23 protein-coding genes and 1 pseudogene are annotated in these 22,343 nt (G+C 40.5%); 10 read left to right on the forward strand and 14 right to left on the reverse strand.

Going from position 1 to position 22,343, the window contains the following annotated elements; translation table 11 throughout:
• Nucleotides 1–291: 291 nt before the first annotated feature.
• A pseudogene (locus FTV29_RS03290) lies at nucleotides 292–1,721 on the forward strand (diguanylate cyclase).
• A 48-nt stretch (nucleotides 1,722–1,769) separates the two neighbouring features.
• A complete protein-coding gene (locus FTV29_RS03295; protein WP_180075066.1) occupies nucleotides 1,770–3,260 on the forward strand; it encodes an amidase in 1,491 nt (496 codons plus the stop codon).
• Between the two features lie 16 nt (nucleotides 3,261–3,276).
• Here FTV29_RS03295 and FTV29_RS03300 read toward each other — a convergent pair whose 3' ends face one another.
• Nucleotides 3,277–4,443 (reverse strand): MFS transporter, encoded by a 1,167-nt coding sequence (locus FTV29_RS03300; protein ID WP_180075067.1) that lies wholly within the window; start codon nucleotides 4,441–4,443, stop codon nucleotides 3,277–3,279.
• Between the two features lie 680 nt (nucleotides 4,444–5,123).
• Here FTV29_RS03300 and FTV29_RS03305 point away from each other — a divergent pair.
• On the forward strand, nucleotides 5,124–5,300 hold the full coding sequence (locus tag FTV29_RS03305) for a hypothetical protein (RefSeq protein WP_180075068.1): 177 nt from the start codon (nucleotides 5,124–5,126) through the stop codon (nucleotides 5,298–5,300).
• Between the two features lie 439 nt (nucleotides 5,301–5,739).
• Here FTV29_RS03305 and FTV29_RS03310 read toward each other — a convergent pair whose 3' ends face one another.
• Nucleotides 5,740–6,009: a hypothetical protein gene (locus FTV29_RS03310; RefSeq protein WP_074382825.1), complete on the reverse strand. Its 270-nt coding sequence runs from the start codon at nucleotides 6,007–6,009 to the stop codon at nucleotides 5,740–5,742.
• Nucleotides 6,010–6,467: 458 nt separating this feature from the next.
• Here FTV29_RS03310 and FTV29_RS03315 point away from each other — a divergent pair, with 458 nt between their 5' ends.
• Entirely contained in the window at nucleotides 6,468–7,103 is a 636-nt protein-coding gene (locus FTV29_RS03315) for an SOS response-associated peptidase (protein WP_074382826.1), read from the forward strand.
• A 40-nt stretch (nucleotides 7,104–7,143) separates the two neighbouring features.
• Here FTV29_RS03315 and FTV29_RS03320 read toward each other — a convergent pair whose 3' ends face one another.
• From FTV29_RS03320 to FTV29_RS03330, 3 genes are all read right to left on the reverse strand, one after another.
• The gene (locus FTV29_RS03320; protein WP_005096816.1) at nucleotides 7,144–7,284 is read right to left on the reverse strand and encodes a hypothetical protein; all 141 of its coding nucleotides are present in this window, start codon (nucleotides 7,282–7,284) and stop codon (nucleotides 7,144–7,146) included.
• Between the two features lie 211 nt (nucleotides 7,285–7,495).
• Nucleotides 7,496–7,897 (reverse strand): type II toxin-antitoxin system HigA family antitoxin, encoded by a 402-nt coding sequence (locus tag FTV29_RS03325; protein ID WP_180075069.1) that lies wholly within the window; start codon nucleotides 7,895–7,897, stop codon nucleotides 7,496–7,498.
• Between the two features lies 1 nt (nucleotide 7,898).
• Nucleotides 7,899–8,189: a type II toxin-antitoxin system HigB family toxin gene (locus tag FTV29_RS03330; protein WP_180075070.1), complete on the reverse strand. Its 291-nt coding sequence runs from the start codon at nucleotides 8,187–8,189 to the stop codon at nucleotides 7,899–7,901.
• Nucleotides 8,190–9,482: 1,293 nt separating this feature from the next.
• Here FTV29_RS03330 and FTV29_RS03335 point away from each other — a divergent pair.
• Nucleotides 9,483–9,824 carry a hypothetical protein gene (locus FTV29_RS03335; protein ID WP_005096809.1) on the forward strand — a complete coding sequence of 114 codons (342 nt, stop codon included), beginning with the start codon at nucleotides 9,483–9,485 and terminating at the stop codon, nucleotides 9,822–9,824.
• Nucleotides 9,825–9,995: 171 nt separating this feature from the next.
• Here FTV29_RS03335 and FTV29_RS03340 read toward each other — a convergent pair whose 3' ends face one another.
• Together FTV29_RS03340 and FTV29_RS03345 are read right to left on the reverse strand one after the other, a co-directional pair.
• A complete protein-coding gene (locus tag FTV29_RS03340; protein ID WP_005096808.1) occupies nucleotides 9,996–10,232 on the reverse strand; it encodes a hypothetical protein in 237 nt (78 codons plus the stop codon).
• A gap of 645 nt (nucleotides 10,233–10,877) precedes the next feature.
• On the reverse strand, nucleotides 10,878–11,108 hold the full coding sequence (locus FTV29_RS03345; RefSeq protein WP_004280185.1) for a hypothetical protein: 231 nt from the start codon (nucleotides 11,106–11,108) through the stop codon (nucleotides 10,878–10,880).
• Nucleotides 11,109–11,361: 253 nt separating this feature from the next.
• On the opposite strand from FTV29_RS03345, the gene FTV29_RS03350 reads away from it, so the two are divergent.
• Together FTV29_RS03350 and FTV29_RS03355 are read left to right on the forward strand one after the other, a co-directional pair.
• Nucleotides 11,362–11,835, forward strand: coding sequence for a CinA family protein (locus tag FTV29_RS03350; protein WP_100328670.1), 474 nt, complete (start codon nucleotides 11,362–11,364; stop codon nucleotides 11,833–11,835).
• 98 nt (nucleotides 11,836–11,933) lie between these two features.
• Nucleotides 11,934–12,554 (forward strand): aminotransferase, encoded by a 621-nt coding sequence (locus FTV29_RS03355; protein ID WP_373683602.1) that lies wholly within the window; start codon nucleotides 11,934–11,936, stop codon nucleotides 12,552–12,554.
• A 52-nt stretch (nucleotides 12,555–12,606) separates the two neighbouring features.
• Here the strand turns inward: FTV29_RS03355 and prpC are convergent, their stop codons facing one another.
• Together prpC and prpB are read right to left on the reverse strand one after the other, a co-directional pair.
• Nucleotides 12,607–13,746, reverse strand: coding sequence for a 2-methylcitrate synthase (prpC, locus tag FTV29_RS03360; RefSeq protein WP_005096804.1), 1,140 nt, complete (start codon nucleotides 13,744–13,746; stop codon nucleotides 12,607–12,609).
• A gap of 4 nt (nucleotides 13,747–13,750) precedes the next feature.
• Entirely contained in the window at nucleotides 13,751–14,635 is an 885-nt protein-coding gene (gene prpB, locus FTV29_RS03365) for a methylisocitrate lyase (RefSeq protein ID WP_005096803.1), read from the reverse strand.
• 231 nt (nucleotides 14,636–14,866) lie between these two features.
• On the opposite strand from prpB, the gene FTV29_RS03370 reads away from it, so the two are divergent.
• From FTV29_RS03370 to FTV29_RS03380, 3 genes are all read left to right on the forward strand, one after another.
• Nucleotides 14,867–15,514 (forward strand): TetR/AcrR family transcriptional regulator, encoded by a 648-nt coding sequence (locus FTV29_RS03370; RefSeq protein ID WP_180075072.1) that lies wholly within the window; start codon nucleotides 14,867–14,869, stop codon nucleotides 15,512–15,514.
• A 113-nt stretch (nucleotides 15,515–15,627) separates the two neighbouring features.
• Nucleotides 15,628–16,548: an ornithine carbamoyltransferase gene (gene argF, locus FTV29_RS03375; protein WP_005171086.1), complete on the forward strand. Its 921-nt coding sequence runs from the start codon at nucleotides 15,628–15,630 to the stop codon at nucleotides 16,546–16,548.
• 103 nt (nucleotides 16,549–16,651) lie between these two features.
• Nucleotides 16,652–17,125: a hypothetical protein gene (locus tag FTV29_RS03380; RefSeq protein ID WP_180075073.1), complete on the forward strand. Its 474-nt coding sequence runs from the start codon at nucleotides 16,652–16,654 to the stop codon at nucleotides 17,123–17,125.
• A gap of 104 nt (nucleotides 17,126–17,229) precedes the next feature.
• On the opposite strand, the gene FTV29_RS03385 is transcribed toward FTV29_RS03380, so the two are convergent.
• The 5 genes from FTV29_RS03385 to argC all read right to left on the reverse strand — a co-directional run bounded on the left by FTV29_RS03385 (nucleotide 17,230) and on the right by argC (nucleotide 22,280).
• The gene (locus FTV29_RS03385; protein ID WP_005096798.1) at nucleotides 17,230–17,583 is read right to left on the reverse strand and encodes a YnfA family protein; all 354 of its coding nucleotides are present in this window, start codon (nucleotides 17,581–17,583) and stop codon (nucleotides 17,230–17,232) included.
• Between the two features lie 96 nt (nucleotides 17,584–17,679).
• A complete protein-coding gene (gene clpA / locus FTV29_RS03390; RefSeq protein WP_005171089.1) occupies nucleotides 17,680–19,956 on the reverse strand; it encodes an ATP-dependent Clp protease ATP-binding subunit ClpA in 2,277 nt (758 codons plus the stop codon).
• A gap of 9 nt (nucleotides 19,957–19,965) precedes the next feature.
• Nucleotides 19,966–20,379, reverse strand: coding sequence for an ATP-dependent Clp protease adapter ClpS (gene clpS / locus FTV29_RS03395; RefSeq protein WP_005171093.1), 414 nt, complete (start codon nucleotides 20,377–20,379; stop codon nucleotides 19,966–19,968).
• An 18-nt stretch (nucleotides 20,380–20,397) separates the two neighbouring features.
• Entirely contained in the window at nucleotides 20,398–21,147 is a 750-nt protein-coding gene (locus tag FTV29_RS03400; protein ID WP_074382830.1) for a DUF6776 family protein, read from the reverse strand.
• 77 nt (nucleotides 21,148–21,224) lie between these two features.
• Entirely contained in the window at nucleotides 21,225–22,280 is a 1,056-nt protein-coding gene (argC, locus tag FTV29_RS03405; RefSeq protein ID WP_171063327.1) for an N-acetyl-gamma-glutamyl-phosphate reductase, read from the reverse strand.
• Between the last annotated feature and the right edge of the window lie 63 nt (nucleotides 22,281–22,343).

Genomic DNA, 22,343 nt, shown 5'->3' on the forward strand with positions numbered 1-22,343 from the left:
TTTTCATATTTACCGGCATCGTTTTAACAATTGATTCTAAGTTAGCATATTTTTTCAGAATCGTATCCCACTCTGGAGCAGTTTAAATCTGAGTCCATAAAGTTTTTATCATATTGTTTAAAAACATGGATTTCTTTTCCAGTTTATTTTGTATATATTTCGTATATAACAATCTTAACATCATGTATTAATAACAGATTAATCAAAAAATAACTGTATATATAAAATCAGACTTACTTGCTAAACAAAGTGATCATTCACACTTAAAAATTTAAATATAGGATTTTAAATTTGCAATTGGCTCGAATAACAGAACAACAATTAAATCATGAAACCTATGCTTATTTTGTCATTGTGTTCGCTGTTTTAGTATGTTGTTTTATTGGGATCGCAACCAGGCCACTCGGCTATCTCGCCCTGATCTGGCCAGCCAATGCTGCCTTACTGGCCATATTCCTGCGTTTTCCACATTTAAATCATCTGGGTGGCTGGCTGGGTGCATTCAGTGCTTTTATGTTTGCAGATCTGGTCATAGGCAACAGTCTGCTGCAAAGCCTGTTTCTTACACTTTCCAATCTGATTAGTACCATTGTCTCGATATTTTTATTCGTTATTTCAAGATTAATTATAAATACTACAATACCGGTTATACCTTTATTCATTTATTTGGCATCTTCGCATTTGCCGGCTGTCTGGCCAGCGCTGCTTTTGCAGTTGCCACCCTGCCAAACTTACCCAATACATTCATGACCAAAGAAAACTTATGGATTGATTTTGGTCTATGGTGGACGGGCGAGATGGTCAATTATATCGTGGTATTACCTTTGGTTCTGGCCTTTCCCAGAATCAAGGATATGCAGTATCTGTTTAAAAACCGCCGTCAAAAGCCTCATCATTTCAGTTATTTTCTGCCCGCAGCTACAGTCGTACTCTGTGTCATCATCACCAATATTTTTTCAGGTCCGGGCGCCCTGCTCTATCCTTTGGCTGCGCTTATCTGGGCCGCATTAACCTATCGCCTGTTTAGCATGACACTGATTAATGCGTTTGTGATTATTTTAACCTATTACAGCCTGACGCAGTTTTATGCCACAACGCATGACACCTTGGCAAATTCTACGATTTATATTTCGCTCCGGATCGGGCTGTTTATGCTGGCCTTATCGCCGCTTATTCTTTGTATTATTAGTCAAAACCGCAATGAGTTGTTTAAACGGGTTCTCTATCTGGCCAATCATGACAGTCTGACCCGCACCATGAACCGTCATTTTTTCTTTCAGAAAGGTGAATATTTACTGCAATATGCCAACAGAATGGAATTTTCGGTCATCATGCTGGATATTGATCATTTCAAACGTCTGAACGATGATTTTGGCCATCATGTCGGTGACAAAGTGCTGCAACATTTTGCGGAAATCATTCGCTGCAATTTACGTGCTGAAGATCTGTTTGCACGAATTGGTGGGGAAGAATTTGTGCTGTTACTCTGGAACACCGAGCCTTTTGAGGCTCAGGATATTGCAGAACGCATACGTAAACGTGTAGAAAAAACCCCGATGCATCAATCAGATGGTTCAGATCTCTACATTACCGTGAGTGTAGGGATTACCCATCAAAATGAACCACAATCACAAGACCTGCAACACCTGATCAATATTGCGGATCAGGCCTTATATCAGGCCAAACATCGTGGACGTAATCAGGTGGTACTTGCATCTTAAACTAAAATCATCTACAACCTTGAACAGCATTAACGCTAGGGAATGGCAATGAAATTAGAAGAATATCTACAATATGACGGTTTAGGACTGGCTGAACTGGTCGCCAATAAACAGGTACATTCCAGTGAACTTTTATCCGCTGCCTTAGAGCGTAGCTCAATTGCCAATCCCGAACTGAATGCTATTATTATTCCCATGCATGAGCATGCATTAAAACGGACCCAGCAGAATTTATCCGGACCTTTTGCCGGTGTGCCTTTTCTGGTCAAAGACCTGTTTCAGGAATATGCAGGTTATCCAACCTCTTATGGCTGTCAGGGCTTAAAACGGATCGGTTATATTGCCGAAACCAATGCCGAGATTGTCAATCGTTGGGAAAAAGCTGGAATTGTCACTTTTGGCCGTACCAATACGCCTGAATTTGGCATTAAAGGGATTACCGAACCAGATGCCTGGGGTAGCTGTAAAAATCCATGGAATTTACAACATAATAGCGGCGGCTCATCGGGTGGCTCGGCTTCTGCTGTGGCTGCCGGCATTGTACCAATTGCGGGTGCAGGCGATGGCGGCGGTTCGATACGTATCCCCGCTTCATATTGCGGGCTGTTTGGTCTAAAACCAAGTCGTGGCCGTACCCCCTGGGGGCCGCAAATGAGTGAGGCCATGCATGGCGCTGCGATTCAGCATGTATTAACCAAAACGGTGCGTGACAGTGCTGCAATGCTGGATGCTACTCATGGTGAAGATCATAGTTCACTGTTTAAAATTCAACGTCCTCAACATCATTATCTGGATGTGATTCAGCAGCCACCCAAGAAGCTGAAAATCGCGTTTAGCACTTATTCTACGATTGGCACACCTGTCTCTCAGGATGCAATTCAAGCTATTAAACATACAGCAAAACTACTAGAGTCTCTGGGTCATGAAGTGATTGAAGACCGTCCAGCGATTGATGGGATGCAGTTGGCCAAGGATTTTATTACCACATGGTTTAGCCAGTTTTCTTTCATGCTGGATGAAATCCAGAAAAGCTATCCGTCTAGATCGAATGATTTTGAATTGGACTCTTTGGCACTGGCCGCCTTCGGAGCCAAGACCAGCGCGCTGGATTATATTCAGAACCTAAATAACTGGGGTCAGTATGTAACCCAGATGAATCATTTCTTTGATGATTATGATCTGTATTTGACGCCTGCAACGGCGACAGTGGCTCCGAAAAATGGTGAGGTCAAAACACCTGCTTGGCAAAAACCAATTTTAAAAGCTTTATTGAATGTGGGTAAAGCACATTTGCTGGCACAAGGCAAACTGGTCGATAAGATTGTTAAAGAAAATCTGAAATGGGTGCCCTTTACCCAGCTCGCCAATATTACCGGCCTTCCAGCGATGTCGGTACCGCTGTACTGGAATGACCAGAACCTGCCGCTCGGTTCACAGTTTATTGCGCCGTTTGCACGTGAAGATCTACTGCTCCAACTTGCGGCCCAACTGGAGCAGGCACAGCCGTGGTTTGAGCAATACTCAAAAATCCGTATTTAATGTCAAGATAATATGTTCAAGCCTGTTTTTGCAGTTCGACTTTGTTAGGCAACCCGAAAACCAGCAATAAACCAGACAAGGTCGATGCCGCAGCAGCGATAAAGATAGATGTTCCGCCTATTTGATCCCAATAATAACCAGCCAGAATACTACCGCTTGCTACCCCGATCCCCCACATGGTGCTATAAAGTGCCTGTCCACGCCCTTGTTGCCCTGCAGAGAAGTTCTGGAAAATTACCCGCATTGCGATCATATGAAATAAACCAAAACTGAAAGCGTGAATCGTTTGAGCAAAAAACTGTGCCGTAAATGAAGCAGGAAATACCCCAACGATGAACCATCTTAATCCAGTCATTAACAAGCATAGCGTGACCAGATGACGCCATGACCAGCGTGTCAAAAAGAACGTCGCATAGGCAAACATGATAATTTCTGCAATAACTCCGACTGACCACAGCAAACCAATCTGGCTGGTACTAAATCCAGCCTGACTTAGATAATTGCTGTAAAAACTATAGAACGGTGCATGCGAAAATAACAGAATTAATTCGATCAGAAAAAAACTATACACGACAGGACGTTTGAATATCGGCCATAAAGGTTCGAGCTGTTTCTGTGCAGTGGGTGCCGTCCTTGGTTCTTTAATAGTAAATGACCAGAGAAAGGCCAGAAATGAAATACAGAGCAACAAGACTGGCAACATACTGATGCTGATAATTTCAAAGACGGTACCTAAGCCGAATACACCGATTATAAAACCGACAGATCCCCATTTTCGTACTTTGCCATAGAGCTCTGCTCTTTTTTCTCCGAGCCAGAATAGAGTCACGCCTTCAAATTGTGCCAAAATCGCATTTTGAAAAAAGCTGAAAATCAGCATCAGTAAAGCCACTGACTGAAAGCTGTTAGGAATGATAAACATCATCAACCAGATACAGGCTTCCATCCAGGTGGCAATCCGTACCAGCAACATGCGCTTACCAGATTTATCTGCAATCCAGCCCCAAATAAAAGGCGCAAAAAACCGAGTGAGAATCGCAATAGAAGATAAAACACCGATTTCCTGATAGTTAAAGCCTTGATCTTCCAGATACAGACTCCAGAACGGCATGAATGCGCCCACAATCGCATAGTAGAAAAAATAGAATCCTCCCAGTCTGGTACTGATTGCAAGTGCTTGCATTAGATTGTATTCCCTTGCATCTTCAATGGCTTATAAATACTAATAGTTGCGTCATATTGCATTGAATTGCCCTTACTTGCTGTTCAAAGGTCTACAAATCCACAGAAAATATATTTTAAAAAAATTTGTAGACTGCACCCTAAGGCACGAAATTTTCGTAAGTTTATGGCTAAATGTGGCTAAAGTAAAAAATCAATATTGAAAGGCATTTACAATGCGTGAAAACATGAATCTATTTTTATAGAGCAACCTCGGATAAAAATGGGAATATTTTTAAGAAGGAGTTATTTCAATTCACCTTTGATACTTAATAAAGCAAAGTTACGGGAATATTGAATACTTTTGAAATAAAAACACGCTTTAAATCTTCTCTCCAAATAGCTAAGCCACTGATTTAAAATCTTCAATCCTCTATTTAAGAGGCCTATTTTTAGAACTAAAATACTCATTGTGGAGTTTAGGTATCGAAGCAATATCCGATAATTCCACTGACTTCGCACTTTAGTAGACAAATCATCTACCTGCACCATGATTCAAAAATATGGTGAAATATGAATAAGATATAAATCTCGAAATCCTACATATCGCTACACTCGCATCTCTAAATCATCTCATTGTAAGTGCTTTTAATATGCCATTCTTGGCAGGTCGAATCTTCGACAATTAAAATTGAGAAACTTATGTTAGTTAATACAAATACTGCTCAAAAAGCGTCTTTCAATCAATTTTCTAATAATGCGACTGAGAACAAACCTAAGCCAAATGAGCAAGAGCAAAAACCGAATCAAGGAGAGCCAGCTCCTATAACCAAAGAGCAAAATGATCAAAAAAATCAGGCGAATAAGAAAAACTCATAATATTATGTTGAATTAATAAAAGAAGCCTATCTCCCTGATAGGCTTTTTGCATTCAAAAGATAAACATTTTCCATAAAAGCCTGAGAAATAAAAAAGCCCATCCTACGATGAGCTCTTTAATCCAATAGATCTAATTCTTACAAGCTGCGAATTCTTGCAGTACAAATCGTTTTACACTTTCATCAAAATTTGGTCTGGAAAGAGCGAGCTTGCCATTTTTCATAGATTTATAACAATAGCTTGCGGCTACGCCTACACCAAACAAAGTCAACAACTTCATTGCTCACCTCATTAACTGTCAGATTTGAATACAAAAATTAGCATTCAAATGTGTAGTTTTCCAACTTAATTTAGAGTGTTTTTTGTACTCCATGTTAATTAATGTATGGGTAGAAAATAACAAAGCTGACCATTGGATAAGCTGTTCTAACGTCAAAACCTAATTGTTGATGTGCATATCAACCCAATTAAGGAAGCTGTTTTTATCCGTAAATTTAGGTGCAGAACTTATGCTCAGTATTTCTTTATTTCCAAATTTACCACTAATGTTATGGAATGCTTGGACTTTAAATTCCTGAGGCTCTCCTTCGTGCAGCGTTCTAAAATACTCTACTGACTTATCAAACTCACTTTTCTCTTTAAAGCCAGGACGTTCTTTTAAAAACTCATAAACTTGTTCTAGAGCGGGTAAATAATTATTTCTAGGCATTCTATATTCTCTAAAATTATGAGTTTTATTGTGAATGCCTATTCTGAATTAATAGTGATAAGAATGTTTAAGCTTTTCTTACCGTTTATGTAACTCTTTCTTCTTTCAAGCAGTCACGACATACTTTCACTTCTTTACCATCCGCTTGGCATTCGATTTCTGTGACACCATGAAGACCGAATAAACAAAAGATAAAATGCAGCATGACCTTTCTGCGCAAAAGATAGCTCCTTCAGGCAAAGGAGGCAAAACTGGAAATAAAACTATAGCAATGGAATCTGGGCGCTCATTTTATCGAAGATTATTTTTCATCCATTGGCGAAAAATTACATTCATATTCACCATAAAAATTCCGTTTCCAGACCCAACTACATTTACGATTTCGAATTGTTTTGAGGTCATCATTCTTATAGTTTAATTGTTATCGCAGATCAGAATGCTAAGCAAAGAGGTCGGTCATGTGTTCAAACTATGAATTCCCCTCAAAAAGTCAGCTCTCTTTATTAGATCTTCATGCAGAACAACTTGAATTGAACATGAAATCACATGTTTACCCCTTAGCACCTGCTCCTATCATGATGCGAGGTGCTGAGGGGTTTGAGTTAGATATTGCACGTTTCGGACTGATTCCCTTTTGGGCGAAAGAATTAAAATATGGTCGACATACTTACAATGCCCGAACTGAAACAATAGCGTCCAAGCCAAGTTTTCGACATGCCTGGAAAAATAACCAGTTTGCTTTAGTGCCCGTGGATACTTTCTATGAACCTAAATATATCGATGGAAAACCGCACTGGTTTGGTATTTCACGTGAAGATGGCAACCCTTTTACCGTTGCAGCCATTTATGATGATGTGCTCATTGAGGGTGAAAAAATCAGATCATTTTCGATGCTGACTATAAATTCCGATCAACACCTATTGATGAAACAGTTCCACCATCCAGATGACGAGAAGCGCTCGATTATTGTGATTCCTGAAGAATCACGCCATGATTGGTTATGCTGCGATCATGAACAAGCTCATGAGTTTTTCTTTGAAATGAGAGATGAGTTTAGAGCGAAACCCAGAGATCACCGGTTGTCGAAAAACTAAAAGCCCTAAAGCAAGTTAGGGCTTTTAGAATGTGAAAGAGCTATTTTTGTTCTCTCAATGGATTTTCCGGTTCTGCATTGGGTTTTTTCTCTGGCTTCACGCCCTTATACGAATCCTGATTGCCTTTATCATCATTAGATTCTTTTTGCGGATTTGATTCTTGCTCTGATTTATTGGTCATGTGTATCTCCTTTATCGATCCATTAAGAAATAAATATGACATCTGATCCTAAACATCAATATTATTTATGTTTCACATTCACTTTTTAGAAAAGCAAACTTTTCTGGAGGCGCTCTCACCTTTCACGACACTTGAAATTTAAATAATCAAATGAGCAGCGCTACCTGATTAGACAGCACAGCATGGAAATATCAGCTTAGGCGGGCATCGATTAAAAGAAAGTATCTGCCGATACATCAAAGCGCTCAGACAAGGCCTTGATATGACGGATATTCAGCTGACGTTTGCCATTCAATATTTCTGAAATTACTGATTGTGTCGCGACATCAGACAAGTCTGCTTGACTAAGCCCGTGTTGCTCCATCAACAAGGCCAAGGCCGTTCGTCCATCACCTTCTGGCATGGGTAGGTGTTCATGCTCATACGCCGAAACCAGATCACCCAGTTGATGAATAAGCCCCATTAAAGGATGTGATTCATCATCGCCGACAATGTCCAGAAGCTCATCCAGGGCTTCAGTTAGTGTATGAAAGTCATCTTTATTTTCCGGCTTGCTAAGCAATGGTGCAACATAACGCCAGTGATCAACGGCCTGTTTAATCATTGCATTCATTCTAACCTTCCTTCCAATGACCTTTATCATATTCATGGTGAGACGAGACATGGCGAATATAAACGCGTTTTGCCTGATACATCACCACAGCAATCAGCCGAAGCTTGTTTCCACCGATATCGAATATATGAAACTTTCCAACCTTATCTACTGCGGGAAAGAGTCTCTTCATCTCAGCAAAATCCTTAGGATGATTGGCCTTCATCAGTCGATACCAACCATCTAATGCCGTTCCAGCCTGTGGCCACTTTTGCGTTGCTTCAAGAATTCGAGCGTGGGTGATCACATGCATATATTTTATCGCATTTTGCTATATTTCTAGTATATATAAATTATCGCATTTTGCAATATATTCTTATCCGGCTATTTTAGTTCTCAATTTTAATCATTAATCGACATGTAATCCTATTTAAATCATACTCTCATAAAGTATAGACTGTGACCCGTATCATTTAAATCCAGTTGAGTTCAATCGTTATCTTGGATTTTTATTATAAAAATTTCACCCACAAACAAAAACCCCGCCAACTGATGATTGAACGGGGATTGAGCTTCATTAACACATCCGGTGAATTGGAGCATTATTCAATATCTTTCAAGCAATCACGACACTCTTTCACCTCTTCATGATCACAGGTGTAATTGATTTCAGTCGCACCATGAAGGCCAAATAAACAAAATATAAACTGGATCATGCTTTTCTCCTGAGTGTAACAAGCTTAATCAGTGATTAAGCTTGTATTGATTTTAAGACTCAATAACTCGATACGGAATAATCGGATCACGACCTGAGTAATAACTTAACCGCCTGAATACATTTCACAATTTAAGCAAAGTTAAGTTTCTGGTATTTAAGTTCGTCCAGGCTCTTCACTTTTAGTCTTTTGATCCTTCTTACAATGATCATTGCCCATCATATGACACATTTTTTCTTTGCAAGATTTAAAACAACAACCTACCATCACGCCCATGCCAAATGCACATATACATCTCATCATAGCTTTGCCCTGTCTTTTTATAAAAAGAGATATATAAATACCATCTATTCATGTTTCACTCTTGAGAGAATTTTCAGGCTTTATGTTGTATATGAAAACTTATGTGAAAGAGAATAATTAAAGTAAAAAGCTCTCATTGAGCAATCCGTGTTTATAAACAAGAAAAAGCCTGCTTAACTCTCCTAAATTAAGCAGGCTTTATAATGTGCTGATTTTCTAATTATTTTCATTAAGTTCTTGGAATGAAGCCAAGATATCACTGGCCCAGCAGTCAATCTGTGTGTGATATATAGAGGCTATGTTTCTAAATGTGCAATAAGCGTTACTTTTCTTAATTGAATGGCTTTAATTTAGGCAAAATATATTTTATTCGTTAAATTTTATGCTTAAGAGAAAACAGATGGACACTTTAGATCAATATGCATAACAATAAATTTGTTCATTTTTTAGGATAAAATTCCCTGTTGCTGTACTGTATGTGAATATCAGGAATTTTTGACTTCTTCTAAAGTTGGTAGATGACTGCTTTCTTTTTGGCTATTTCTCTCTATAATTTTTGATATGACAAATAACAAGATTTTGACATCATGATAAATCGTATACTGATTACTTTATTGATAAGTCTGACAATAAGTGGCTGCCAAAAGCAGCAAGCCGACAGTTCAGCGGAACCTGATCAAGCCCTCAAAGCCCAATTTGAACAATCAGATAATCAACTCAGTGCTTATCTGGACAAACTAGATTCTTCCAGTATTAGTCCAGAAGAAAGAACACGCATACTCTGTGAACAATATCCTAAAGAATATAAAACTCGTTATATGCCGGCTTTATTAAAACTTATGCCTCAGGAATATACAGAAAAAGGACTGCTTACAGATTTAGACAATGCCTTAAGCTTTTATAAGCAGAAAGCCAATATCCAGTGTTAATTCATACTGATTAACTTCTATAACCAAATTTTACCCTAAAAAAACCGCCTGATTCAGGCGGTTTTTTCATGAACGTACAGCTTAAACAGAATTAACGCTACAGTTTTGGCAGATCTTATGAATCATACCCACGCTGCTGGTTAATTCTATTATGGCTGCTAGTTCTGTTGATTATTCCAGATCTTGTTGAGATTGCTGGTTTTTTTGCTGATTACGCTGTGGCTGCTGTTGTTGCTGCTGATCACGCTGTTGTTGGTTATTTTGTCCCTGCGGCTGTTGTTGCTGCTGGTTATTTTGTTGCTGGTTTGGGTTTTGCTGGTTGTTTTGCTGACGCTGTTGATCTTGCGTACCTTGTTGGTTTTGCTGTTGTTGCTGTTTCTGTTGGTCTTGCTGTTGATTATTAGCCATGGTGTAACTCCTTACTATTTGCTTTAAATTAATTAAAAGCCGATAGAGTTTCGACTTAATATCTACTCTACGCATTTTTCAGAATTCTCCAACCTATAACCTGTTACAGATTAATTCAATGTAAAAAATGGTAAGCCAAGTAGTTGAAATCAAGATTAATAAGCAACATAAATTACTTTATCCAATAAAATAGACACATGATGAAAGATAATATGTTTCGAAATTTTTATTATTCAATAAAAGGAATAACTTAACCTGAGTAAAATATATAAAAAAGACATTTAAAATATTTTAAAAAATAACAATATATTATCAAGTAAAATATATTAAAAACCTATGCTTATGATATTTATGCTTAAATTCAATAACTCAGTCTAAGCATTAATATTCTTCAAAATGGAATAAAACATGCAAAAGGTAATGTTCTAAACAGTTTTTTAATAAACCAACATACGATAAGCAACATTGAATCACGTATAACGACTAAGTTGTTTCCAATTTATCTTGATTTTAATAAAAGATATTTATCAATCAGACTGATATTAATTTTGGTAATTTTTTATTTTTAAAAAGCTTTTATTAACTTAATGTTAGCCAAATAATAAGCCTCTTAAAAAAAGAGGCTTATTCACTTTAAGGTTTATCTTAGATATTCACAACTTTAACAATAATCGTTTGGGTATCTTCCTGCTCTTCAGCCAGATGTAAACGTTTAAGCTCTTTGCTTTTTACTTTGAACTGTAAATTCTGATAAGAAATCGTGCTTGGAATCTGATCAAAATATTGACCATCAGCATCAATTTCTTCCTGAAATAATGGTGTACCCAATTGGTAGTCAAGACTTTTTAAGACTACATATTTTACTGTGGTTTTCATTCTAACGCCCTACTTTCACTAAGCACTTTATTTTTATTTTTACCACTGTTCAGCTTGAGAAGAAACCTCTATTTGAAAAAATAGTCTAAGCTTTAACCACTCAGGTTTTGTGATCAAATCAGTATCAAATTGTACTAATCCATGAAAAATTTTAACTTTCATAAAAATATAAATATACTCGGAGTTGAACGACAGAAAAAATCTGTCTAAATTAAGCTAAAACCACTCGGATCATAAAGAAAATATAGAGACTATGATAAAGACCTGTTGTAACTTACTCGAAGAGAAAAATATAAAAATTGCCTTTATCGAAAGTGCAAGCTCTGGATATCTATGTAGCCAGTTTTCCATCTGTAAAGCTGACGGCGCCGAAATTCTGGCCGGTGGATTGGTCTGCTACGATGTTGGTGTGAAAACTTCGGTATTAAACATTCCCCAGGCTTTGATCAATAGTTACACTGCCGAATCCATGCCAGTTACTGTTGCCCTGGCAGACGCGGGTAAAAAGATGTTCCGGGATGCAGACTGGATTATTGCCTGTACAGGTTTGCTTAAACCCGGTGGTAGTGCGACACCAGAGAAACCGGAAGGGACTTTTTTTGTAGCAATTAATGATGGTACTCAAGTGCATCAATTCCAGTATTATTTGAAAGGTACTCCACTCGAACGTCTGAATAAACTGTCTGCCGTGGTTGCACACGATATGATTAATCTACTGAATCATTAATCTAGTTTTATAATTACGCCGCAACAAGCTTCATTATTTCTACTGTATTTTAAGATAGATTAGCATGATCAAATGCTAATCTATTTTTTGCGGGTAGAATAACCATGAATATTAAAACTGCGCTGTTTCTGCTCCCTCTTGGCTTGCCCAGTCTGGCTTTTGCTACGGTCGGTGGCCCACAAAATATTGAAATTCTAGGCTATGAAGTCAAAGAGCAAAAGCTCTATGTCATGCGTCATTACCTTGATGGTCGTGGGCGCTTGCCACAGCTGTATTATTATAATTTTAAATCCGCAAAACCGAATCAGTTGATTCAGGTCAACTCCTTATATATCAATCCAAAAACCAAACGTATTGATTATGACCAAGACAGTCGCAAGTTTGATCAGGACATTGCCAAAATCAAAAAGCGTTTAGTTCCGCTGAGTCCGATTCAAAGTTCAAAGCCACAACTTAAAATTTTAAAAACCACAACAGGGACGGCAGCTGCCTGGTACGATCCACAAGAAAAAGTGCCAAAATGGACTTATCAATATCAAGTAAAATCTGGCTCACAAAAAAGTCCGACTCATCAAGCGATCAGTTATCAGCAAGGTCTAAAAATTAGCCAGGCCTATAAAGTTCCTAAACAGAATAAAACGCTGGTGACAGTCAAGTATTTGGGGATTCCTTTTGAAACAGGCTATAGCATTGAAGATCCAGTCCTGTTAAGTCGATAAAAAATAAGGTCTCGATTGAGACCTTATTTTTTATTCAAGATATTAATAAATATTAAGCCGCTGTAGAACGCTCGGCGATCGGTACTACTTTACGCAGTTCAGGCCCAGTATAATCCGCGCTTGGACGGATAATACGGTTGTCTGCACGCTGTTCCATCACATGTGCTGCCCAACCTGTGACACGTGACATGACAAAAATCGGGGTAAACAGCTTGGTTGGAATGCCCATAAAGTGATAAGCCGAAGCATGGAAGAAATCGGCATTACAGAATAATTTCTTCTCACGCCACATCACTTCTTCGCAGCGCACTGAGACCGGATAAAGTACCGTATCACCGACATCTTTGGCTAAACGCTCAGACCAGATTTTGATGATGCCATTACGCGGATCATTGTCTTTATAAATCGCATGACCGAAGCCCATAATTTTTTCTTTACGTTCCAGCATGCCCAGCATTTCACGTTCAGCTTCTTCAGGCGAAGTCCAGTTTTCGATCATATCCATTGCAGCTTCGTTAGCACCGCCATGTAGAGGGCCACGCAAGGAACCGATTGCACCGGTAATACAAGAATGCATGTCAGATAAAGTCGATGCACATACACGCGCCGTAAAGGTCGAAGCATTAAATTCATGCTCTGCATATAGAATCAGAGAAACATTCATCACCTGTTCATGCAGTTCATTTGGCTTTTCGCCACGTAATAAATGCAGGAACTGTGCACCGATTGAATCATCATCCGTATTTTCTTCAATACGCACACCGTCATGGCTATAACGATACCAGTAACAGATAATTGCCGGTAAAGTGGCAAGAATACGGTCTGCAATATCCTGTTGCTGTTCAAAAGACAGTTCAGTTTCAAGATTGCCCAGCATCGATACGCCAGTACGCATCACATCCATCGGATGAGAATCGGCAGGAATCCGCTCTAGCACTTCTTTTAAGGCTTGAGGTAGCGTGCGCAAAGATTTTAATTTGGCTTTATAGGCAACTAACTGCTCTGAAGTTGGCAGTTCGCCAAAGAAAATCAGATAAGCCACTTCTTCAAACTGGCAATGTTCAGCCAGATCCTGCACGTCATAACCGCGATAGGTCAGACCTGCGCCACTTTTGCCTACAGTTGAGAGTGAAGTTTTCCCTGCCACTTGTCCACGCAATCCTGCGCCGGTGAGTACTTTTCCTTCAGCCATTTTTTTAATTCTCCTGTTTAAACAGTTTATCTAATGTGTCTTCGAAGCTGTGATAATCTAAAAATTCGTAGAGTTCTTTGCGTTGCTGCATAATATCCAGCACATTCACCTGAGTGCCGTGTTCACGCACCGAACGCATCACTTCAAGGGCTGCCTTTTGCATGGCACGTGTCGCTGATAATGGATACAGCACCATGCCAATACCCTGCTCTGCCAACTCATTTACCGTATAATACGGTGTATCACCAAATTCGGTAATATTTGCCAAGACTGGCACACCAACTGCATCGCATACGGTGCGATACATGGTGATATCGGTCATCGCTTCGGCAAAAATTGCATCTGCACCCGCTTCAACACAGGCACAAGCACGATCAATCACCGCTTGCAGGCCTTCTTTTTGTAGCGCATCGGTACGCGCCATGACCACAAAGTTTGCATCGGTTTTCGCATCGACCGCCGCTTTAATACGATCGACCATTTCCTGCTGTGACACAATTTCTTTATTTGGACGATGGCCACAACGCTTTTGTGCCACCTGATCTTCAATATGCACTGCGGCTGCACCAGCTGCAATCATCTGTTTGATCGTGCGGGCAATATTTAATGCGCCACCCCAACCGGTATCGATATCGACCAATAAAGGTGTATCAACACGTTCTGTAATCCTGCGTACATCTTCCAGAACATTATCCAGACTGGTCATGCCCAGGTCAGGCAAACCATAAGAATAATTCGCGACACCCGCACCTGATAAATAAATGGCTTTATAACCGACTTGTTTGGCCATCATGGCAGCATAGGCATTTACCGTACCCATAATTTGCAATGGTTTCTCGACTTCAAGTGCTTGTCTAAATCTTAGACCTGCAGACATTTGTTCTGTCATCTTCCTTTTCCACAGTCTTGGCTATAATTATTGAAACTCGAGTATACTCATTTGGCTTGCTCATTCCACAATCTGATAGAACAAATACTCTAAAACTTTAGTCAAATTTTTAAGTTTTACTTTACCTAATCCGGCAAATACTGCGCTTATGCGGTGCAATTATGAAATATGTACATATATTTGCTATGATGGCGTTTCAATCTTTATTGACATGTTGATGTATTATCTCCTATGCAAGACCTCGTCCTAGAACCGCTCGCCAAAGACCTGCCGCAGACCAAACGTGGTCATGAGCGCTGTATTGCGCTGCTGAACAGTGCAACCGAGCTGTTTCTGGAACGGAGTTATGATGCTGTGTCTCTCGATGATATTGTTCAGCATGCAGGTGGCTCCAAAGCCTCCATTTATAAGTACTTTGGCAATAAAGAAGGCTTGTTTAAAGCCATCTGTGATTATCGTCGTATCAAGTTTTTTGAAGATATCAGCATTCCGATCGAACTGATGGCACTGGATTTTCGTAGTTATCTGGTTCACACCTTGCTGAATTTTTATCATCAGATCATGCAACCTGAAAACTCAGCCTTCATGCGTCTGGTTCTGGAACAGAGTCAGCGTAATCCAGAACTGGCTCAGCATATTCATGAACACGGTCCTGTACATGTCCAGAGTGCGATTGCCACTGCATTAGAACAGGCAGATGCACAAGGCTTATTGCATTGTGAAAATCCGCAATATTCGGCTCAGCTATATTTTGGTATTTTGCGTAATCTGGAATGGCGCATCCTGATGGGAATTTCCATACAAGAAGATGATCAGGAAATCGACAAATACATCAGTTATTGTGTGGATCGCTTTTTAGACGGTCATCAAAAAGTCTAGTTTTTTTGCATTTTTCATTGCTTATAGTATATTAGCCGATTCCGTATTTTTTCTTAAACTAACCAACAACTGATTGTTGATCGAGTTTTTCGGCAATTATTGTGGAGTAACGAATGGCTCTCCGTCACTTTCTCACCTTACGCGATTTATCAACTTTAGAACTTAACCAGATTTTGCAACGCGCAATTGAGCTTAAGCGCAAACAGCATAACAATGAAGTGTTCCAACCATTTGTTGGTAAAGTGATGGGCATGATTTTTGAGAAATCGAGTACCCGTACGCGTGTTTCGTTTGAAGCTGGCATGAGCCAATTTGGTGGTAGCGCAATTTTCCTGTCTTCTCGCGATACCCAGTTAGGCCGCGGTGAACCGATTGAAGATTCTGCACGCGTGATCTCAAGCATGCTAGATATCGTGATGATCCGTACTTTCGGTCATGATATCGTGGAACGTTTTGCATCTTACTCAAAAGTTCCTGTGATTAATGCTTTAACAGATGATCACCATCCTTGCCAGTTACTTGCTGACATGCAGACCTATGTAGAGCAACGCGGCTCAATCGAAGGTAAAACTGTTGCCTGGATCGGTGATGGCAACAACATGTGTAATTCATATATTGAAGCAGCACACATGTGGGGCTTTAATCTGAAAATTGCAGCGCCAAAAGGTTATGAACCACAAGAAAAATTCCTGTCTGAATTTGCGCATTGTGTTGAACTGGTCGATACCGCGGAAGATGCAGCCGTGAATGCTGACCTGATTGTGACTGACGTTTGGGCAAGCATGGGCCAGGAAGAAGAACAAAAAATCCGTGAGAAAGCATTTGCAGACTATCAAGTGAATGAACGCCTGATGGATCTTGCGCATCCGGATTGTTTGTTTATGCACTGCTTACCTGCGCACCGCGGCGAAGAAATTTCAGAAAACTTGCTTGACCATAAAAATGCCGTGGTTTGGGATGAAGCTGAAAATCGCTTGCACGCGCAAAAAGCTCTGGTTGAATTCCTGATTAATGAAAATCTGAAAAAAGACTAAATTAAAAGCTGAATCTTCACAAATTAAGCACCAATCTCTGGTGCTTTTTTTGTCTCAGCTCTTATAATCATGATTGAAATGGAATAAAAAGTGATGTTATACAATGCAAAAAAAATATTGGGCTTTGGCACTCTTGGCAGGTTTTAGCAGTGCCACCTTCTCCGTTCATGCTTCTGAATTTGACCAATATCTTCAGGAAAAAAATATTATTGACAGCAAATTTAAAATTCAGAAAAAATCTGAACTGAATGAATTACTCGCGGTACTCAGTGCAGAAGATTCCAGAACTTTACCTTTACAGATCGATCAGAATACAATTATTGAACAATTACAGTTAAGTGCCAATAAAACCACATTAAAAGGTTTAATCACCACACCGGATTTTAGCCAATTTGAAAAAGATCTGGGCCGCAAAGAAGTGATGAAAATGATCCGTAATAATCTGCTCAATAATTGCGAGATTTTCTTTGAGCATCGCTATCAGATTGAAAACCCATACAAGGTCGAGCTCAGCCTGAGCTCGCAAACACAAACCTATAAAACTGACATTTCCCAGAAAGATTGCAAATTGAAATAGTCTAAAGAAATAAGATATTGGCTTTTATTCAGGATTAAAACATCAAGAAAACAAAGAGGTCGCTATAGCTACCTCTTTTTGATGAGGTTTGCTGTTATATCCTGCTAACGCACCAAACCTTGCGGCTGTAGAATTATAATCAGTGCCCCCAGTATTACCACCATCCCGCCAAGTAAATCCCAACGTGACAGCGTTACTTGATCAACGAAGCGCAACCACATTAGCGCCGAAAAAATATAGATGCCACCATAAGCGGCATAAATCCGTCCAGAAGCAGCCGGATGCAAGGTGAGTAGCCAGACAAAAGCCGCCAAAGCCAGAGCTGTCGGAATCCACAACCAGTGACTTCTCCCCTGATTTAAAATCAGGTAGGGAAAATAACAGCCTAAAATTTCCATCAATGCCGTGACCAGAAACAGGCAAAAAGTGGTGAGCAGCTTGGTAATTTGAATATCCATGATTTGTCTTTTGAACTGTATGAATGAATTTGATGATTTAAAATATGAGTGCATGAAAAAACCCGTGCTTGCACGGGTTTTATTTTTTCATATTGATTAAGCAGGTTCAGCAGTCTGGTCTTCAAAGACTTCAAGTTTTAAGCCAACAGCTTTACCATTTTCTTTCTTCACCGACACTGCAACATTACCGCCATTTTCAGCCAGTTCACCAAACAGGATCATTTCTGCCAATGGTTTTTTCAGGTGTTCCTGAATCAGACGCTGCATTGGGCGTGCGCCCATTAAACGGTCATAGCCTTGCTCTGACATCCATTCACGCGCACTCTGATCCACTTCCAGCATGACTTTCTTATCATCAAGTTGCGCTTGAAGTTCGGTCAGGAATTTATCCACGACATTTTCAATGATGCTGCTTGGCAATGCCTTGAACTGAATCACGCCGTCAAGACGGTTACGGAATTCCGGAGAGAAGGCTTTCTTCATCGCTTCCTGGTTATCGTTGCTATTGTCCTGTTCCATAAAGCCAATGCTAATACGTGAAATACTTTCAGCACCAATATTGGTGGTGAGGACTAGGACAACATTACGGAAATCCGATTTACGTCCGTTATTGTCAGTCAAGGAACCATGATCCATAATCTGCAATAACAGGTTAAAGACATCTGGATGCGCTTTTTCGATCTCATCAAGCAATAGCACGCAATGTGGATTTTTGTGAATCGCATCAGTCAACAAACCACCCTGATCAAAACCGACATAGCCCGGAGGTGCACCGATTAAACGCGACACCGCGTGGCGTTCCATGTACTCGGACATATCAAAGCGAACCAGCTCTACGCCCATCTGCTTAGCCAGCTGCTTGGTCACTTCAGTTTTACCGACACCGGTTGGGCCAGCAAAAACAAAGCTGCCCACAGGTTTATCGGGTGATTTCAAACCGGCACGAGACAGTTTAATGGCCGACGCTAAAGCTTCGATCGCTTCATCCTGACCAAAGACCACCCGTTTCAGATCGCGCTCAAGATTTTCCAGTACGCTCTTGTCATCTTTAGAGACCGTTTTTGGTGGTATACGCGCAATTTTCGACACGATATCTTCGATGTTTTCTACCGTGATCAAACTGTCATCTTGTTCAGCTTTTAAACGGCGCTGCGCACCTGCTTCATCAATCACGTCAATGGCTTTATCTGGCAAGAAACGGTCATTGATGAACTTCGCAGAAAGTTCAACCGCAGATACCAATGCCTGATCGTCATATTGCACATGATGGAAATCTTCAAACTTCGATTTCAGGCCACGTAGGATATCAATGGTTTCAGAAATAGATGGCTCATTCACATCGATTTTCTGGAAACGGCGTGACAAAGCATGATCTTTCTCAAAGACCTGACGGTATTCCTGAAAAGTGGTTGAACCAATGCAACGTAAAGTGCCATTGGCCAATGCAGGCTTGATCAGATTCGATGCATCCATGGTGCTGCCCATACTGGAGCCTGCACCAATAATCATGTGAATTTCATCAATAAACAGCACAGCTTCAGGTTTCTTTTTCAGCGCATTTAAAAGCTGTTTCAAGCGTTTTTCAAAGTCACCACGGTATTTTGTTCCGGCAACTAATGCTCCAATATCCAGACTGAAAATTTCAGCATTTTCGAGTGGTTTTGGCGCTTTACCATTAACGATCAACCATGCCAAACCTTCTGCAATCGAGGTTTTACCGACCCCCGGATCACCGACAAGAAGTGGGTTATTTTTACGGCGGCGGCACAGAATTTGAGCGGCACGTTCAATTTCTTTTTCACGACCAATCAGTGGATCGGTCTTGCCCTTTTGCGCTTCGATATTGAGATTCGTCGTATACAGTTCAAGCGGACCTGAACTGGCTGAAGATGCAGACTCACCATCGAGGTCTTCAATTTCTTCTTCACCCTGTACTTCTTCTTTACGCGTACCATGAGACAGGTACTGAGTTAGCGTAAGGCGATTAATTTGATGACGTTTCAATAGATAGACGGCAAATGAGTCACGCTCAGAATACATTGCAACCAGAATATCAGCACCTTCTACAGTCCGATCACCACCGCTAGATTGCACGTGAAAAATCGCGCGCTGCAAGATCCGGTCAAAACTTTCTGTTGGGTGTGGTGCCTGATCACTATTTTCACCAAGCTTAGGGGTATGCTGTTCTACGTATTCTTCTAATTCCTTGCGCAACACGATAATGTCTGCGCCACATGCTTTAAGCGCATTTACGGCAGAGTCATTGTCAAGCAAGGCTAATAATAAATGTTCTACGGTCAGGAACTCATGTCTCTTTTGACGAGCCATGCTGACAGCCAAACGTAGTGATACTTCTAATTGACGACTGAGCATGTAACCCCCTTAATCTTTAGGCTCTATTTGGCAAAGTAACGGATGACCTTGTGATCGAGCATAATTATTGACTTGGTTCGCTTTGGTTTCCGCAATGTCTCGAGGATAGACCCCAGCTACACCCTTTCCTTCATAATGTACAGTTAGCATTACTTGTGTAGCTTGGTCAAGATTCATTGCAAAGTATTGTTGTAAAATTTCAATTACAAATTCCATCGGGGTATAGTCGTCGTTCATTAAAACGACAGCATATAAGGGCGGACGTTTCAGTTCTGGCGGTGCAGTCTGCACAGCAAGGTCAGAATCATCACCTTCCAGAGGTTCATTTGCTAAACGCGGGCTGATATGCCAATCAACAATTCCAGATTCATAAAAAGAATTTTTGATATCACTTAAACACATTTGACGTTTATTGCTTGGCATAAGATTTATATTTCACACTTAATTTGCATTTGCTTCGGTTTTCGGAATTTCTGACAAGGCGGCAGACTGATTTTCAACTGCTTTGCCCTGTTCCCAGCTAAAACGACGGATCACCGGTTTGGCACCGCTGAGACGTATCTCAATAAATTCTGGCTTAAAGCCTTTTGGCATGCTCCAGCGACCTGTTAAACGCTCATAATTTTCAAAATTAAAGTTTTTGTCTTCCAGTGGCACCACCAGAATTTCAGTCCCTTTAATCAAGCGTAATTCAATACTCCCGGAGGCACGACTTTTGCCCGGACTAACTTGAACCAGATCAATCTGATATTCAAAGGCATTTTCAGGCAAAGGCTTAATCGACAGGTTTTGCACGGCCAAAGCCAAACCGCCACGCTGACGTAAGACCTCGCGATAAATGGTTCCGACACTTTCAGCCTGCACCTGTTCATCACGCGCCTTGGTCATGGCCAGATAGAGATCATTGGCATTACTCACCGCCAGATCACGCTCCTGAACCGCAGTATTCAGATTCTTATTTAATGTTTCCAGACTGGCTTTTTGTGTCTGTACCACATCGACCAGTTGCTCTGCATCTGCATCATAACCCGCCGCAGTCAAACCCTGACGGTGTCCTACGGTATATCCGAGCACACCACTGCTCAAGATCAATACAGCCGCACCAATGACCAAGGGCGTATTGCCTTTCATCAAAGATTTTTTTGCAGCTGGTTCCTGAGGAATGGTCGTATTTGACTCGTTATTCGGCATTTTGATCTCTTGTTTGCTTTATTCAAGACACACATTTAAATCCAAATCTAAATGTGTGTGAAGTTCTAATACGTTTCTTATGGTAATAAACCAATATTATTTAAGCCAGCATCTTCGGCAAATCCGAACATCAGGTTCATGTTTTGTACGGCCTGACCTGCTGCACCTTTCACCAAGTTATCCTGTACAACCAGGACTACCAGCTTGGTCGGTTGCGGCTTGTACAAGGCTATACGCAACTGATTGGCACCACGCACTGAACGGGTTTCTGGTGAGCTGCCTGCTGGCATGACATCGACAAAAGTTTCATTGGCATAGAACTGTTCATACAATGCCTGTAAATCTGCTGCTTGTCCTGCTTCAGTGAGATCGATGTAGATGGTCGACAACATACCACGGATCATTGGCACCAAATGCGGAACAAATAAAATGTGATCAAACACATCTTTTTGACCTGAGATATTTTCCAGAGCTTCGACAATTTCAGGATGATGGCGGTGACCTGCTACGCCATAGGCTTTAAAGTTATCGGCATTTTCAGTATAGATGCCGCCCAAGCTTGCTTTACGACCTGCACCCGACACACCTGATTTCGCATCAATAATAATGCTTTCAGGTTTCACTAGTGCGTCACTTGATGTTAATACTGGCGCCAGCCCCAACTGAACCGTGGTTGGATAACAACCCGGGTTTCCAACTACATTGGCCTGTTTAATTTGTTCACGATTCAATTCAGATAAACCGTAAACAGAGTCTTTTAACAGTTCTGGACAAGCATGTTGCATGCCATACCATTTTTCAAACTGTTGCAGATCTTGTAAACGGAAATCTGCCGCCAGGTCAATGACTTTGGTCTTTGCAGCCACAAGCGCTTCGGCATGTTTCATTGCAACACCATGCGGCGTTGCAAAGAACACGACATCACATTTTTTAAGTTCATCGATATTTAAATCTGAATATTGAAGATCGGTATGTCCGCGTAAGCTTGGGAACATGTCATCTACACGGCGACCATTTTCGGTACGTGATGTTAGTACATTCACCTGTACATTTGGGTGTCGTAGCAAAAGACGCAACAATTCAACGCCTGTATAACCTGTACCACCGACAATACCAACAGTAATCACGATCACTACCTCAAATCAAAGTTTCCATTTCGTAACTGCGTAGTATGACAGGAAGTTGAGGTTTTCTAA

It is taken from the genome of Acinetobacter sp. YH12254, from assembly GCF_013417415.1.
Lineage (GTDB): Bacteria > Pseudomonadota > Gammaproteobacteria > Pseudomonadales > Moraxellaceae > Acinetobacter > Acinetobacter pseudolwoffii.

Bases quoted from the DNA above. Each gene is read 5' to 3' on its own strand.
- argF (WP_005171086.1), top strand. From the start codon at position 15,628: ATGGCTCTCCGTCACTTTCTCACCTTACGCGATTTATCAACTTTAGAA.
- FTV29_RS03350 (WP_100328670.1), top strand. From the start codon at position 11,362: ATGATAAAGACCTGTTGTAACTTACTCGAAGAGAAAAATATAAAAATT.
- FTV29_RS03330 (WP_180075070.1), bottom strand. From the start codon at position 8,189: ATGCATGTGATCACCCACGCTCGAATTCTTGAAGCAACGCAAAAGTGG.
- FTV29_RS03340 (WP_005096808.1), bottom strand. From the start codon at position 10,232: ATGGCTAATAATCAACAGCAAGACCAACAGAAACAGCAACAACAGCAA.
- FTV29_RS03320 (WP_005096816.1), bottom strand. From the start codon at position 7,284: ATGACCAATAAATCAGAGCAAGAATCAAATCCGCAAAAAGAATCTAAT.
- clpA (WP_005171089.1), bottom strand. From the start codon at position 19,956: ATGCTCAGTCGTCAATTAGAAGTATCACTACGTTTGGCTGTCAGCATG.
- FTV29_RS03370 (WP_180075072.1), top strand. From the start codon at position 14,867: ATGCAAGACCTCGTCCTAGAACCGCTCGCCAAAGACCTGCCGCAGACC.
- prpB (WP_005096803.1), bottom strand. From the start codon at position 14,635: ATGACAGAACAAATGTCTGCAGGTCTAAGATTTAGACAAGCACTTGAA.
- FTV29_RS03310 (WP_074382825.1), bottom strand. From the start codon at position 6,009: ATGCCTAGAAATAATTATTTACCCGCTCTAGAACAAGTTTATGAGTTT.
- FTV29_RS03300 (WP_180075067.1), bottom strand. From the start codon at position 4,443: ATGCAAGCACTTGCAATCAGTACCAGACTGGGAGGATTCTATTTTTTC.
- FTV29_RS03315 (WP_074382826.1), top strand. From the start codon at position 6,468: ATGTGTTCAAACTATGAATTCCCCTCAAAAAGTCAGCTCTCTTTATTA.
- FTV29_RS03380 (WP_180075073.1), top strand. From the start codon at position 16,652: ATGCAAAAAAAATATTGGGCTTTGGCACTCTTGGCAGGTTTTAGCAGT.
- clpS (WP_005171093.1), bottom strand. From the start codon at position 20,379: ATGCCAAGCAATAAACGTCAAATGTGTTTAAGTGATATCAAAAATTCT.
- FTV29_RS03305 (WP_180075068.1), top strand. From the start codon at position 5,124: ATGTTAGTTAATACAAATACTGCTCAAAAAGCGTCTTTCAATCAATTT.
- FTV29_RS03400 (WP_074382830.1), bottom strand. From the start codon at position 21,147: ATGCCGAATAACGAGTCAAATACGACCATTCCTCAGGAACCAGCTGCA.
- FTV29_RS03335 (WP_005096809.1), top strand. From the start codon at position 9,483: ATGATAAATCGTATACTGATTACTTTATTGATAAGTCTGACAATAAGT.
- prpC (WP_005096804.1), bottom strand. From the start codon at position 13,746: ATGGCTGAAGGAAAAGTACTCACCGGCGCAGGATTGCGTGGACAAGTG.
- FTV29_RS03345 (WP_004280185.1), bottom strand. From the start codon at position 11,108: ATGAAAACCACAGTAAAATATGTAGTCTTAAAAAGTCTTGACTACCAA.
- FTV29_RS03385 (WP_005096798.1), bottom strand. From the start codon at position 17,583: ATGGATATTCAAATTACCAAGCTGCTCACCACTTTTTGCCTGTTTCTG.
- FTV29_RS03325 (WP_180075069.1), bottom strand. From the start codon at position 7,897: ATGAATGCAATGATTAAACAGGCCGTTGATCACTGGCGTTATGTTGCA.
- FTV29_RS03295 (WP_180075066.1), top strand. From the start codon at position 1,770: ATGAAATTAGAAGAATATCTACAATATGACGGTTTAGGACTGGCTGAA.